The 13953-nt window shown below is 59.5% G+C and carries 7 protein-coding genes, 4 tRNA genes and 3 rRNA genes; 10 read left to right on the top strand and 4 right to left on the bottom strand.

Going from position 1 to position 13953, the window contains the following annotated elements:
* The first annotated feature begins 5 nt into the window (after positions 1 to 5).
* A complete protein-coding gene (locus A9D12_RS00955) occupies positions 6 to 686 on the top strand; it encodes a spermine/spermidine synthase domain-containing protein (protein WP_068348821.1) in 681 nt (226 codons plus the stop codon).
* Here A9D12_RS00955 and A9D12_RS00950 read toward each other — a convergent pair whose 3' ends face one another.
* Both A9D12_RS00950 and A9D12_RS00945 read right to left on the bottom strand, forming a co-directional pair.
* Positions 687 to 1643, bottom strand: a complete 957-nt coding sequence (locus tag A9D12_RS00950) for a DUF481 domain-containing protein (RefSeq protein WP_068353303.1) — start codon at positions 1641 to 1643, stop codon at positions 687 to 689.
* Positions 1644 to 1927: 284 nt separating this feature from the next.
* Positions 1928 to 2635, bottom strand: a complete 708-nt coding sequence (locus tag A9D12_RS00945) for a GcrA family cell cycle regulator (protein ID WP_068348818.1) — start codon at positions 2633 to 2635, stop codon at positions 1928 to 1930.
* 87 nt (positions 2636 to 2722) lie between these two features.
* Between A9D12_RS00945 and A9D12_RS00940 the strand changes: the two genes are divergently transcribed.
* Positions 2723 to 3625, top strand: a complete 903-nt coding sequence (locus tag A9D12_RS00940; RefSeq protein ID WP_082925312.1) for an ABC transporter permease — start codon at positions 2723 to 2725, stop codon at positions 3623 to 3625.
* On the opposite strand, the gene A9D12_RS00935 is transcribed toward A9D12_RS00940, so the two are convergent.
* Positions 3615 to 4223 (bottom strand): hypothetical protein, encoded by a 609-nt coding sequence (locus A9D12_RS00935; RefSeq protein ID WP_068348815.1) that lies wholly within the window; start codon positions 4221 to 4223, stop codon positions 3615 to 3617. The genes A9D12_RS00940 and A9D12_RS00935 overlap by 11 nt on opposite strands.
* A 26-nt stretch (positions 4224 to 4249) precedes the next feature.
* Positions 4250 to 4630, bottom strand: a complete 381-nt coding sequence (gene hspQ / locus A9D12_RS00930) for a heat shock protein HspQ (RefSeq protein ID WP_068348811.1) — start codon at positions 4628 to 4630, stop codon at positions 4250 to 4252.
* 176 nt (positions 4631 to 4806) lie between these two features.
* On the opposite strand from hspQ, the gene A9D12_RS00925 reads away from it, so the two are divergent.
* From A9D12_RS00925 to A9D12_RS00890, 8 genes are all read left to right on the top strand, one after another.
* Positions 4807 to 4896, top strand: a tRNA-Ser gene (locus tag A9D12_RS00925).
* Between the two features lie 897 nt (positions 4897 to 5793).
* Positions 5794 to 7278, top strand: a 16S ribosomal RNA gene (locus A9D12_RS00920).
* Positions 7279 to 7488: 210 nt separating this feature from the next.
* Positions 7489 to 7565 (top strand) — tRNA-Ile (locus tag A9D12_RS00915).
* Positions 7566 to 7575: 10 nt separating this feature from the next.
* Positions 7576 to 7651: transfer RNA gene (locus A9D12_RS00910), tRNA-Ala, on the top strand.
* A 282-nt stretch (positions 7652 to 7933) separates the two neighbouring features.
* Positions 7934 to 10721 (top strand): 23S ribosomal RNA (locus A9D12_RS00905).
* Positions 10722 to 10853: 132 nt separating this feature from the next.
* Positions 10854 to 10968 (top strand): 5S ribosomal RNA (gene rrf / locus A9D12_RS00900).
* Together the 16S, 23S and 5S rRNA genes with 3 tRNA genes alongside form the textbook arrangement of a ribosomal RNA operon.
* Positions 10969 to 11182: 214 nt before the next feature.
* Positions 11183 to 11259, top strand: a tRNA-Met gene (locus tag A9D12_RS00895).
* Positions 11260 to 11643: 384 nt separating this feature from the next.
* The gene (locus A9D12_RS00890) at positions 11644 to 13872 is read left to right on the top strand and encodes a TonB-dependent receptor family protein (protein WP_068348807.1); all 2229 of its coding nucleotides are present in this window, start codon (positions 11644 to 11646) and stop codon (positions 13870 to 13872) included.
* The last annotated feature ends 81 nt before the right edge of the window (positions 13873 to 13953 follow it).

Genomic DNA, 13953 nt, shown 5'->3' with positions numbered 1-13953 from the left:
GACCGATGCTGCAGCGCGAACTGATCGACACCACGCAAATCGAGGACGGGGTAAACCTCGAACTCTACACCCATGCCGGTCATTTCATGATCGTGATGGGCCGCAACGAGCTGATGAGCACGAGGATGCGGTTTTCCGAGGAGCAGCTCGCCGATCTCACCCTGGACCGGTTGGGCAAGGACAATGCCCGTATCCTGATCGGTGGCTATGGCATGGGCTTCACCTACCGCGCCGCCGCCGCCAAGCTGCGCGCCAAGGCGCAGATCGTGGTCGCGGAAATTTCCGAGGCGATCATCGAATGGGCCAAGGGGCCGATGGCGCAGCTTACGGGCGAGGGGCTGTCAGACCCGCGGCTCGATCTCAAGATCTGCGATGTCGCCGCCCTGATTGACGATGCGAATGATGGCACCTGCGCCAAGTTCGATGCGATCCTGCTCGATGTCGACAATGGGCCCGACGGGATCGTGCGCGATGCCAACAACCGCATCTATTCGCGCACCGGGCTTGCCAAGGCGCGCGACGCGCTGAAGCCGGGCGGCATCCTTGCGGTCTGGTCGGCGGGACCCGATGCGGCGTTTCGCAAGCGGCTTTACGATACCGGGCTCGATGTCACCGAATGGAACGTGCGCTCGCGCCCCAACAACAAGGGCGCGCATCACATCATCTGGTTTGCGCAGAAGAGCTGATCAGAAATCGTAGATCAGCGACACGCGGCTCAGCGTGTCGGTCTGCACCGCGCCCGGCGCGGGGTTGCTGTCATATTCGACCGCATAGGAAAACCGCGCCTTGAGCTTTCTGGCAATCGCTGCATCCAGGCCCGTCACCAGATCGATCGAAGTGCTGCGCGAATCGATGATCGCGACCGCTGACCCGCCGGTTTCGGCAACCGCATTGGTGTCCTGCGTCAGCTTGAGGCGGTCGGTGATCTGCCAGTCGAAATCGAGCGCAACCAGCCCGGCGATCCGGCTTTCTTCGCGGCCATCGACGAATTGCGTTACGCGATAGGCGGGGCCGGCTTTCAGCGAAAGCTGCACTTCCTTGCCCTTGAGCGCCTGATAACCCATCCCGCCCGACACGGCATAGCGATCGCTGAACCCCTGAAACCGGTCGCGTTCGTATTGCGCCAGCGCATAGACGTAGAAATCGTCCGATACGTTGACGTTCGGCTCGTAGCGGCCGAGATATTGTTCGCGGGTGGTGACCCCGTTGGCGCGCTGGTAATCGATCCGACCGGTCAGCCTGTGCCGCCAGTCGATCCCCTGCCGGTCGAGCGAAAGCGCTGCGGTGACACCGGTATTGGCGGAATTGCCCGTCGCCCGGAAGCCGCCGAGTTCACCCCGGCCGCCCCAGTTGTCGAACAGACGGGCTTTGCGCAAAGCCGCCTTCTTGGCCTCGGCCTCGGCTGTCCTGCGCGCCGCCATGGCTGCGCCGAAGCGCGCGACGATGGCATCGATTTCGGCAATTTCGGAAGGGTTGGTGGTGCGCGCCAGATCGGTGACGGTGCGAACCTTGGCCTCGTCGCCCGTCGCGATCGCGGCATCGATCATCGCGCGCACCGGTTCGGGCAGTTCGGCCAGCGCGGCCACCGGTGAAGCCAGCAGGCTGGTGGCAAGAGCGAGCTTGCCGATGTGCGCGGCGACCATGTCGAGGTTCCCTTTCAACAGGTTGGGCCTAGCGGGGGCGGGCTGCCGAAGGCAAGCGCGCCGCTCCGCAAAAACGCTTTCCTACTGGTCAGGCCATGGGCGAACCATATCCTATGTGTTGCGCCCCCCGAACCGATGGTGTCGAAATTCCTCGCAAGGGAGCGGTGCGCCGGCCAGGTTTTTCTGGTTCAGGACAGTGTCTCACGTGTCTCACCGTTCAGCCCCAAGGGTGCGGGGCTGAACGTGATGCGATGCGAATCGAACGAGGCCTTGCGGCCTGCCGGTCAGCGGACGCGCGGACCACCGAAGGGCAGCGGCGGGGGAGGGCGGCGCACGCCGCGCGGCAGCTGTGCCTGATAGGCACGCCCGCAATGCTCGACGCAATAGGGGAAGCCGGGGTTCACCGCGTTGCCGCAGAAGTGGAAATCGGGTTCGCCCGGGTGGCCCATCGGCCAGCGACACACCTTGTCCGACAGATCGAGCAGGCTGGTCTTGCCGGCAATGTCGGGGCTGGGCTTGGCCGGGACGAGACGGCGCGGCGGAGCGGGCGGGATCGGGGCCTGCTGATCACCGGGGCCCTGACGCAGAAAACCGCCGGGTCCGACCGAGACGATCTTGGGCAGGTTATCCGATGGCATGGGCTGCGACGATGCGGCGCTCTCGGCGGCGGGCTCGGCGCGCGCGGCGACCGGAGCGGCGGCACTCGGTGCCGGGCGTTCGGCGGGCTGGACCGGCGCTGCGCGCTCGGCGGGTTCGGCTACGCGCGGCGCGGCCGGCGGGGGTGCCGCCGGTTTCTTGGGTGCGGGCGCGGCAGCCTTCTTCTTCTCGTTCGCCTTGACGGGGGAAGGGCGCGCCTTGAGGCCAAGGCGATGCGCCTTGCCAATCACCGCGTTGCGGCTGACACCGCCCAGTTCGGTGGCGATCTCGCTGGCAGTCGCGCCGCCTTCCCACATTTTCCTGAGCGTTGCGATACGCTCGTCCGTCCAGCTCATAATTACTACCTGTTCCTGTATCCGGCGCCTATCCGGGTCTTGAGGGCCGCTTGTCAGAGGCGAGGTCGCGGCCTAGGCACCGTGCCCATGGCCGACAACGCAACCTATGACCCGCTTGGCAACCCCGCTCCCGTGACCGAATCGACGGATGCTGACAAGCCCGGCGGGCGCTTCCAATTCGCCCCGCGCGGACAACCCGTGATTACCGGGATCAATCGCGTGGGACTGCAAGCGCTCTATATGAAGGAGGTGCGGCGGTTTCTCAAGGTGCAGACGCAGACGATCTGGGCCCCGGCCTTCACCACGCTGCTGTTTCTGGTGATTTTCGCGGTCGCCTTGGGCCGGGAGGGGCGCATGGTGCTCGGCGTCCCGTTCGCCACCTTCGTTGCGCCCGGGCTGATCGTGATGGCGATGATGCAGAACGCCTTTGCCAATTCGAGCTTCTCGCTGCTTGGCGGCAAGATCCAGGGTACGATCATCGATTACCTGATGCCTCCGCTTTCGCCCGGCGAGGTCATGGCCGGAATTCTCGGAGCGGCCGTCACGCGCGCGGTGCTGGTGGGGCTGGCGGTATCGCTGGCGATGGCCTTGTGGCCGGGTGTAACGCTTGCCGCTGTGCACCCTTGGGCGATCGTCTGGTTCGGGCTGATGGGCGCCCTGATGCTGGCGATCGTCGGTCTGATGACTTCGATCTGGGCGGAAAAGTTCGATCACAACGCCGCGATCACGAACTTCGTCATCGCCCCGCTCTCGCTCCTGTCGGGGACGTTCTACACGATCGAGAACCTCCACGGCGTGTTTCAGACGATCAGCCGGTTCAATCCGTTCTTCTATGTGATCTCGGGCTTCCGATATGGATTTTTGGGCGCAAGCGATATCGGGGACGGGGGCCATGTCGCCATCGCCGGCTTGGGGCTGGCGGCGGTGAACGGCGTTCTGATGGCCGGCGTCTATATGCTGCTTCGCAGCGGCTGGAAGCTCAAGAGCTGAGCGATTGGGACCGCGCCATTTCCCGTGGGCGAAGAGAGATTTGCGCGGCAGCCGCGGCAGCGCCCGCGATGTCCGCGACCGGTCCGATGGCGAAGAACTCGGTCTGGCGGTCGCCGTCGCTGTCGCGGCCGACATGCACTGCAAGGTTGAGCGTGCCCGTGCCGTCGCGCAGTTCCTGCTTTTCAGCCAGCCCCATGCGGTCGGCCGGCACGGATTTGACAGTGAGTTGGCGCAGCAGCGTGAGCTTGATGGCGCGCCGGTCGGTCATGACGAACAGCACGCGGTCCCGCTCGGTCAGCGGCATGAACGGTTTGAGGAGCATCGCGCCGCCGATCACGATGAACGGCAATCCGAACAGCGGGAACGCAAACCCAAGGGGCCCGATACCGGACGCACACATCGCGCCCGCCGCAAGCACCGTCCACATCACGGAAAACGCGGTCCATGGCACCGCAAAGACATAGATGCCAAATTGCCGCGGTTCGATGCGGGCGAGCTGCCAGCCATGCCAGATGACTTCTTCATCATCCCCAAGCTCGCGATCAAGCGCAAGCCTCAGGCGTTCTGCACGGGTCGGACCATGTTCGCTGGAGGACATGCCGTGCTTTTAGCAGGCATAGGTTGTTAATGCGTAAGTGCCGCACGCATCCGATAACGCCCGTCCTTGAAGCTCTCGAACAGCTGGCGAACGGTCGGATGGTCGACCGGCCCGCCTTCGGCATCGCCAATCAGATTGCCCTGACTGACATATGCGACATAGGACGAATCGTCGTTTTCCGCGAGGAGATGGTAGAAAGGCTGGTCGCGTTCCGGACGAATGTCTTCCGGGATCGACTGGTACCATTCTTCCGAATTGGCGAACACCGGATCGACGTCGAACACGACCCCGCGGAATGCGAAAATCCGGTGGCGCACGACATCGCCTATGCCGAAGCGGGCGAGGGTCTGGCGCGGCGCGACGATTGTGCGCCCGGCCTGGCTTGAGAAGAACTCTGCACGTTCCATGTCGCTAATATGGACCGCAGTGCGCCTAAAACAAGCATTGGTGCAGGCCTCGCGCGCGATACGCGCATTTTATGATCTCTCGGGTCTTGGCAAGCCACGATCCTTGGTCTAACGGCGCGCTTCCCGCTGACGACTGCCTCCGACCCGGCAGTCACTTGCATGTCGGCAGGCCTCGCGGAGAGGTGGCAGAGTGGTCGAATGCGCCGCACTCGAAATGCGGTTTACCGGCAACGGTAACGTGGGTTCGAATCCCACCCTCTCCGCCAACGGCCGCATCTGCGGACGTAATCTTCCATTACACATCTCGGTATCGGGATCGGCGTTGTGCCGAACGCGGTCGCGTGACGTGACGGACTAGACCATCTGTACAATAAGCTGTGCGGCATTAAGACATGTAGTGCTCAGCTCATGGCAGCCATTGCTGTGGCTGATCTTCAACGCTTCGCTGAACGGCTGGTCGGTTCCTCAAAAGATAAGCAGGCGACCTTATTGCCGAGGTTATCGGCGCATCGTTATATCCGTCTACGCGTTGCGCGATACGTCAGCGGGAAGAATCTCTGGGGAGGGACAGGCAATGGCGAGGGTCACGACACCGAAGCTGCGCGGTGGAAAGTCAGCCCAACAGCGGGTGCCGTAGGTCGCACGAAACTGCCGGTTTCACGCGTCACCAAGCCGAGATAATCGGCCTTGCGAGCAAAAAATTATGACAATTCAGAACCTTGCCCAGAAAATGCACGATTTCAGAAAAAAGACACAGAAAGCCGTTGACCGAATCATGAAGGGCTCATAGATGGGCTCCACCGACGCGGCGCTGACGGCTTCCACCATCACCGCCACTGACGGTCGCCAACAGCTTAGGATAGCCGGTCCCTCGGTGATAAATCGGGGAACCAAGCGCTGTCCGCTATTACTGTCTGGTGGTTCATTGACATTGTTGGTTTTTGATGAAGGGACATGTGGGCGACGGCGCCCGGTCCGGGGACCTCAAGGCTCCGGGTACCGGTTAACTAAGCCGATGCCACGTTTGTTCGGCCACCACGGCTGGGCAGATGTCAAGCATGTTCATTCGTATCCATTACGTTTGACAGTGCAGGTATTGGCTCCTTGCAGCTCATGCCGGACTGGTTGGCGGGATTTATCCCGTGCTGGTTTGGTGTGTGACACAACTTGAGAGTTTGATCCTGGCTCAGAACGAACGCTGGCGGCATGCCTAACACATGCAAGTCGAACGAGACCTTCGGGTCTAGTGGCGCACGGGTGCGTAACGCGTGGGAACCTGCCTTTAGGTTCGGAATAACTCAGAGAAATTTGAGCTAATACCGGATAATGTCTTCGGACCAAAGATTTATCGCCTTTAGATGGGCCCGCGTAAGATTAGCTAGTTGGTGGGGTAAAGGCCTACCAAGGCGACGATCTTTAGCTGGTCTGAGAGGATGATCAGCCACACTGGGACTGAGACACGGCCCAGACTCCTACGGGAGGCAGCAGTGGGGAATATTGGACAATGGGCGAAAGCCTGATCCAGCAATGCCGCGTGAGTGATGAAGGCCTTAGGGTTGTAAAGCTCTTTTACCAGGGATGATAATGACAGTACCTGGAGAATAAGCTCCGGCTAACTCCGTGCCAGCAGCCGCGGTAATACGGAGGGAGCTAGCGTTGTTCGGAATTACTGGGCGTAAAGCGCACGTAGGCGGCTTTTTAAGTCAGGGGTGAAATCCCGGGGCTCAACCCCGGAACTGCCCTTGAAACTGGGAAGCTAGAATCTTGGAGAGGCGAGTGGAATTCCGAGTGTAGAGGTGAAATTCGTAGATATTCGGAAGAACACCAGTGGCGAAGGCGACTCGCTGGACAAGTATTGACGCTGAGGTGCGAAAGCGTGGGGAGCAAACAGGATTAGATACCCTGGTAGTCCACGCCGTAAACGATGATAACTAGCTGTCCGGGCTCATAGAGTTTGGGTGGCGCAGCTAACGCATTAAGTTATCCGCCTGGGGAGTACGGTCGCAAGATTAAAACTCAAAGGAATTGACGGGGGCCTGCACAAGCGGTGGAGCATGTGGTTTAATTCGAAGCAACGCGCAGAACCTTACCAGCCTTTGACATCCTAGGACGACTTCTGGAGACAGATTTCTTCCCTTCGGGGACCTAGTGACAGGTGCTGCATGGCTGTCGTCAGCTCGTGTCGTGAGATGTTGGGTTAAGTCCCGCAACGAGCGCAACCCTCGTCCTTAGTTGCCATCATTTAGTTGGGCACTTTAAGGAAACTGCCGGTGATAAGCCGGAGGAAGGTGGGGATGACGTCAAGTCCTCATGGCCCTTACAGGCTGGGCTACACACGTGCTACAATGGCATCTACAGTGGGCAGCTATTCCGCAAGGATGCGCTAATCTCCAAAAGATGTCTCAGTTCGGATTGTCCTCTGCAACTCGAGGGCATGAAGGCGGAATCGCTAGTAATCGCGGATCAGCATGCCGCGGTGAATACGTTCCCAGGCCTTGTACACACCGCCCGTCACACCATGGGAGTTGGATTCACCCGAAGGCAGTGCGCTAACCGCAAGGAGGCAGCTGACCACGGTGGGTTCAGCGACTGGGGTGAAGTCGTAACAAGGTAGCCGTAGGGGAACCTGCGGCTGGATCACCTCCTTTCTAAGGATGCTTGCGAAAGCGCCGGTGCCAGTCATCGGAAGGGCTTCGCGGTTTTCCAAAGAACATTGCCGTCGTCCTCATGTCCTTTCATCAATCGGAATACAGCGCGCTGCGGGCTTGTCCTGCAAGTTGCTGCTGTGTGCCTGAGCCGGCTCGCGCCCGTTTGCGGCAGCCTGTTCCTTCGGGACTGGCGGCCGGATACGGAGGTGTGGGCCTGTAGCTCAGTTGGTTAGAGCGCACCCCTGATAAGGGTGAGGTCAGTGGTTCGAATCCACTCAGGCCCACCATTTACCTTTAGGGGCCTTAGCTCAGCTGGGAGAGCACCTGCTTTGCAAGCAGGGGGTCATCGGTTCGATCCCGATAGGCTCCACCAGGTACCATATCAGATTCCGATAGATGAAACGAAACCAGATCCCGCTTTCGGGCGGGTCAGGCGATCGTGCTGATTAGTCAGCGTCGCCGATCTTTGACATTGTGAATGGGTTTTAAATCGATGCCGTGGCGCATGGATTGTAACGGGCAGGGCTACGGCTTTGTTTCGGATCGATCGATGCATCACAAATCAATCAAATTGATTATCTGGCTGAGATAATTCTCCCACCGTCTTCAAGCGTTCAGGCTTTTATGCAGGTCTGACGTTGATGGTGTGGATTCTCAAGCGTGAGGTAAGAGCATTTGGTGGATGCCTTGGCATGTACAGGCGAAGAAGGACGTGGCACGCTGCGATAAGCGTCGGGGAGTTGTGAGCAAACTTTGATCCGGCGATTTCCGAATGGGGAAACCCACCTTCACCATTTCTTCCAGTTGGCTTTCGGGCCTGCTGGGCGAGGTGGATAAGGTATCACCGAGCTGAATATATAGGCTTGGTGAAGCGAACCCGGGGAACTGAAACATCTCAGTACCCGGAGGAAAAGACATCAACAGAGATTCCCGTAGTAGTGGCGAGCGAACCGGGACCAGGCCAGTGCCTTCTTTTCAACTAGCAGAACATTCTGGAAAGTTTGACCATAGCGGGTGACAGTCCCGTATGCGAAAGTGATGAAGAAGGACTTGAGTAGGGCGGGACACGTGAAATCCTGTCTGAACATAGGGGGACCACCCTCTAAGCCTAAATACTCGTACATGACCGATAGCGAACACAGTACCGTGAGGGAAAGGTGAAAAGCACCCCGATTAGGGGAGTGAAACAGTACCTGAAACCGGATGCTTACAAGCAGTTGGAGCTCCATAGGGAGTGACAGCGTACCTCTTGCATAATGGGTCAGTGACTTAATCTAGCATGCAAGCTTAAGCCGTTAGGTGTAGGCGAAGCGAAAGCGAGTCTGAATAGGGCGACTGAGTATGTTGGATTAGACCCGAAACCCGGCGATCTAGGCATGAGCAGGTTGAAGGTGCGGTAACACGCACTGGAGGACCGAACCGTTTAATGTTGAAAAATTATCGGATGACTTGTGTTTAGGGGTGAAAGGCCAATCAAGCCGGGAAATAGCTGGTTCTCCGCGAAATCTATTGAGGTAGAGCGTCAGATGTATGCCGATGGGGGTAGAGCACTGGATGGGCTAGGGCTGCGCGAGCGGTACCAAACCTAACCAAACTCCGAATACCATCGAGTCTTGTCTGGCAGACAGACGGCGGGTGCTAAGGTCCGTCGTCAAAAGGGAAACAGCCCTAACCTACAGCTAAGGTCCCCAAGTCATATCTAAGTGGGAAAGCATGTGGGAATCCCAAAACAACCAGGAGGTTGGCTTAGAAGCAGCCATCCTTTAAAGAAAGCGTAACAGCTCACTGGTCTAAACAAGGGTTCCTGCGGCGAAGATGTAACGGGGCTAAAGATATGCACCGAAGCTTAGGGTTGCAGTTTACTGCAGCGGTAGCGGAGCGTTCCGTAAGCGAGTGAAGGCGAAGGGTAACCGACGCTGGACGTATCGGAAGTGCGAATGCTGACATGAGTAGCGACAAACAGGGTAAGATACCCTGTCGCCGAAAGACCAAGGGTTCCTACGCAATGCTAATCAACGTAGGGTGAGCCGGCCCCTAAGACGAGCCCGAAGGGGGTAGTCGATGGGAACCACGTTAATATTCGTGGGCCTGGTGGTGTGTGACGGATCTCGTAAATTGTCCTTCCTTATTGGATTGGTTGGGCAGTGAAGAGGTTCCAGGAAATAGCCCCACCGTATAGACCGTACCCGAAACCGACACAGGTGGTCAGGTAGAGTATACCAAGGCGCTTGAGAGAAGTATCCTGAAGGAACTCGGCAAATTGCCTCCGTACCTTCGGAAGAAGGAGGCCCCATCTATGCGCAAGCACTGGTGGGGGGCACAGGCCAGGGGGTAGCGACTGTTTATCAAAAACACAGGACTCTGCTAAGTCGGCTTCAAGACGACGTATAGGGTCTGACGCCTGCCCGGTGCTCGAAGGTTAAGAGGAGGAGTGCAAGCTCCGAATTGAAGCCCGAGTAAACGGCGGCCGTAACTATAACGGTCCTAAGGTAGCGAAATTCCTTGTCGGGTAAGTTCCGACCTGCACGAATGGCGTAACGACTTCCCCACTGTCTCCAGGATATGCTCAGCGAAATTGAATTCTCCGTGAAGATGCGGAGTACCCGCGGTTAGACGGAAAGACCCCGTGCACCTTTACTGCAGCTTCAGAGTGGTATTAGGAAAGAGTTGTGTAGCATAGGTGGGAGGCTTTGAAGTGTCGGCGCCAGCTGACATGGAGCCATAGGTGAAATACCACCCTGCTGTTTTCTGATATCTAACCACGCACCGTTAGCCGGTGTTGGGACCCTCTGTGGCGGGTAGTTTGACTGGGGCGGTCGCCTCCTAAAGAGTAACGGAGGCGCGCGATGGTAGGCTCAGGACGGTTGGAAACCGTCTGTTAGAGTGCAATGGCATAAGCCTGCCTGACTGCGAGACTGACGAGTCGAGCAGAGACGAAAGTCGGTCATAGTGATCCGGTGGTCCCTCGTGGAAGGGCCATCGCTCAACGGATAAAAGGTACGCCGGGGATAACAGGCTGATGATTCCCAAGAGCTCATATCGACGGAATCGTTTGGCACCTCGATGTCGGCTCATCACATCCTGGGGCTGGAGCAGGTCCCAAGGGTTTGGCTGTTCGCCAATTAAAGTGGTACGTGAGCTGGGTTCAGAACGTCGCGAGACAGTTTGGTCCCTATCTGCCGTGGGCGTCGATACTTGAAAGGAGTTGCCCCTAGTACGAGAGGACCGGGGTGAACGTACCTCTGGTGTACCTGTCATTCTGCCAAGAGTGCCGCAGGGTAGCTATGTACGGACGGGATAACCGCTGAAAGCATCTAAGCGGGAAGCCTCCCTTAAGATAAGGTATCTTTGAACCGTGATAGACCATCACGTTGATAGGCCGGGTGTGGAAGTGCAGTAATGTATGGAGCTAACCGGTCCTAATAGTTCATATCGCGCTTGAGAGTTCGCACTATCAACGTCAGACCTGCCCTGCAGGAACGCGTTGGTGGAGAATACTCCAGCCAGATACGCCCCAAACCACTCACCCAAATGAGTGTGCATCGATTTGAAACCCGCATCCACTGGTCCCATTGCTTGGTGACCATAGCGTCTGTGACCCACCCGATCCCATCTCGAACTCGGCCGTGAAACCAGACCGCGCCAATGGTACTAACGCTCAAGCGTTGGAAGAGTAGGTCGTCGCCAGGCATTGCGACCAGTGGAAGCAGGCATAACCCATTCACATAGTCAAAGGGCTGACCCCACAAAGGGCAGCCCTTTTGGCGTCTTCAAGGCCCTCGGGCCCCAATGACGCTTCCCTCACCGGCGAAAGCCTCCGAGGGGCGGCCCCGGCTCCGCAGGAGCCGCAAGGCCGAACGGCCGCCCGCAGCGCTTGCGCGAGGAACGCCACCAAGAACGGTATCGCGGGATGGAGCAGCCCGGTAGCTCGTCAGGCTCATAACCTGAAGGTCGTTGGTTCAAATCCAACTCCCGCAACCAACCACAAAACCCAGCAAATCGCAGAGATCCAACGCCCGCAGACTCGTTGCTGGGCGCTCATGTTGTTCGTGCGGACATCCTTGTCTGCACAGAATGAAATGGCAGTGACGAGGTCGTTCGGGCGCACTGCACGCGACACGCATAGCGGGCTGAAATCGGTCGCTCAGTTCGCTGGCTGTCGACGCGCGATATTCAGGTTCGCCCCAGTCCTTCGTCTTGAGGTTTCCCGTTTCGTTTCGTGAGAAGGAGCGCGACTCTGCGATCTGGCCGCATGCAGATCCACAATGTCCGATATGCCGCGTGACGGCAGCATTTTAGATTGACAGTCATTCGCAATAGCAAGAGAGGCGACCGAAACTTTCCTCCTTGTGTTGCGGAGTCACAATGTCGCTTACCGTGAAGTCTGCCCGTTTCATGTTTGTCGCCACGCTTATGAGCTCCGCAGGCTCACAAGCTCTGGCGACCACAGCGTCGCCTGGTAGTCCCGATACGCAAGCTGCCGAAGTTCAGGCCGCGGGTCAGATTGCCGCGGGACAGGCAACGTCGATCCTTGTCACCGCACAGCGCAGCGATGATCGGCTTCCCGATCAATCGGGTACTCTGATCTTTGCGGGCAAGCTTGGCGATATCGCGGTTCTTGGTGACATTCCGAACGTCCCCACCCGCAATTTGCGCGTGGCATTCGCAGACATTCCCGGTTTGCTGGTGTCCGAAGTTTCAAATGGTTCGTGGGCATCGGTGTCCTATCGCGGACTTGGCGAGCCGCATGAGAGCTGGAACGTGCTGACTTTGCAGGATGCCGTGCCGGCGGTGCCCGACATGTACTCCTACCCTGCGGGATATTTCACGCCGCCGCTCGAAACGGTTGAGCGGATCGAATTCATCCGCGGCGCTTCGGGCCTGCTGTACGGGCCGCAACCGGGCGGCGCGATCAACTATGTCCTGAAGGGGCCGCGCCGGGCAGCCGGGATCGAGGCCGAAGCACGGCTGACCGCGGGAAGCTGGGATGCGCGCCAAGGCTTTGCCGGGTTCGCCGTATCGGACGGAACGCTGGCCGCAGATAGTTTCATCCATTACGCCGAGGGTGACGGACCGCGCCGCGTGAACAGCGATCACACCCAGACAACGGCGCGCGTGCGCGGGCATTATCTGCGCGACAATCTCACCGCCACGCTCGCGCTGGATTACTACACGGCGCGATTTGGCGAGCCCGGCGGCCTGTCTGCCGATCGTCTTGCAGCGGATCGCCGCGCCAACTCGCTGTCGCGTGATCGGGTGCGGATCGAGCGGCTCGCGCCGACGATGACCGTCGATTGGCAGGCAGATGACCTGACCCAAGTCACCGCTCGCGCATTCTACAGCCGTTTCGAGCGCGAAAGCCTGCGTCAGGCCGGCGGCGGATTCGGCCAGATAACCCCCGACGCCAATGTCCTGATCCGGCAGTTGCAGGTGTTCGACACTGCCGGGCTCGACCTGCGTGCAGCGCGCAGTTTCGGCAGCAACGGCCAGCACACGGTCACGCTTGGCGTGCTTGGTCATACGTCCGACGCTCCGGTCTTTGTCGACAAGGGGATCAGTAACAGCGATGAGAAGGGATTGGCGGGCGCGCTGACCCGCGCGACGCGCAGCGGTGATGCCGCGGCCGTATTCGGCGAACTGAAACTGGGTTTCGGCGATGTCCAGATCGTCCCCGGCTTCCGGGTCGAGCGGCTGCGCCAGCGCGTGGTGGAGACGCTCGATCTTGCCGCGGGCAGCGCAACCGGCGGCGGGCCGGGCGCGCCGAACGGTGCCCTCGGCAATCGCGAGGACAGGCAGACCGTGCCGCTTTATGGCCTCGGTGTCACGTGGGATGCGGCGCCCGCCTTGCGCTTTGTCGCCAATGCCAGCCGCGGCTTCAAACCGCTCCAGTATAATGACGGGGTGACGTTCCAGGCCGGGATTGACGCTGCGGGCACTTTCGAGCCGTCTTACGCCTTTACGGTCGAGGCCGGATTGCAAGCAGAGCCTGCGCCGATGGTGCGGATCGATGCCAGCCTGTTCCGGGTGGAGTTCGAAAATCAGGTCGGTTTCCTTGCCGGCCCGCTGGCCGCGACACCCACGCGCGGTGCGGTCGGTGTTGGCGGTGCGCGGCGGCAGAACGTGGGCTCGATGCGCAACCAGGGGATCGATCTTGCCCTGCGCCTCGATCTGGTCGGGCCCGAAGGGTTCGCAAAGAGCGACGACACGCTGCGGCTGTCGACCAATCTCCAATTGCTCGATGCCGATTTCACCTCGGGCGCGGCAGCCGGGTTTACGCCGCAATACGCGCCGAAGCACCTGCTACGCTCGGTGCTGGCATGGATCAGCAAGGATGGTGGGCGAGCTGCGCTGACATTCACTTCCGTTGGCGATCAGCAGGGCGCGGACAACAATGTCGCTGATTTCTTCCTGCCCGGTTACGAGGTTTTCGATGCCTCGGTCGAATGGCCACTGACGGCGGGTTTCGCGATCGGGGCCGGGATCAACAACCTCTTTGACGAGGAATACGCGAGCCGGGTGCGACCGGGCGGCGGGGGCGGTTTCGATCCCGGCGCACCGCGCAACGTGTTTGTCTCGATCAGCTGGAAGGGCTGAGCTAAGTAGCCTTTGGCATCGAACTGCGCTCTGCCATGATCCGTCGGGCGCCGTTCGATGCAACCCTTTCGCCGGCAAACC

This window comes from Erythrobacter neustonensis, assembly GCF_001663175.1.
Lineage (GTDB): Bacteria > Pseudomonadota > Alphaproteobacteria > Sphingomonadales > Sphingomonadaceae > Erythrobacter > Erythrobacter neustonensis.
This window is presented reverse-complemented; position numbering and strand designations above follow the sequence as displayed.

What these genes read in the sequence shown, in the direction of transcription:
- A9D12_RS00940 (WP_082925312.1), top strand. Translation starts at nt 2,723, where the DNA reads ATGGCCGACAACGCAACCTATGACCCGCTTGGCAACCCCGCTCCCGTG.
- hspQ (WP_068348811.1), bottom strand. Translation starts at nt 4,630, where the DNA reads ATGGAACGTGCAGAGTTCTTCTCAAGCCAGGCCGGGCGCACAATCGTC.
- A9D12_RS00935 (WP_068348815.1), bottom strand. Translation starts at nt 4,223, where the DNA reads ATGTCCTCCAGCGAACATGGTCCGACCCGTGCAGAACGCCTGAGGCTT.
- A9D12_RS00950 (WP_068353303.1), bottom strand. Translation starts at nt 1,643, where the DNA reads ATGGTCGCCGCGCACATCGGCAAGCTCGCTCTTGCCACCAGCCTGCTG.
- A9D12_RS00945 (WP_068348818.1), bottom strand. Translation starts at nt 2,635, where the DNA reads ATGAGCTGGACGGACGAGCGTATCGCAACGCTCAGGAAAATGTGGGAA.
- A9D12_RS00955 (WP_068348821.1), top strand. Translation starts at nt 6, where the DNA reads ATGCTGCAGCGCGAACTGATCGACACCACGCAAATCGAGGACGGGGTA.
- A9D12_RS00890 (WP_068348807.1), top strand. Translation starts at nt 11,644, where the DNA reads ATGTCGCTTACCGTGAAGTCTGCCCGTTTCATGTTTGTCGCCACGCTT.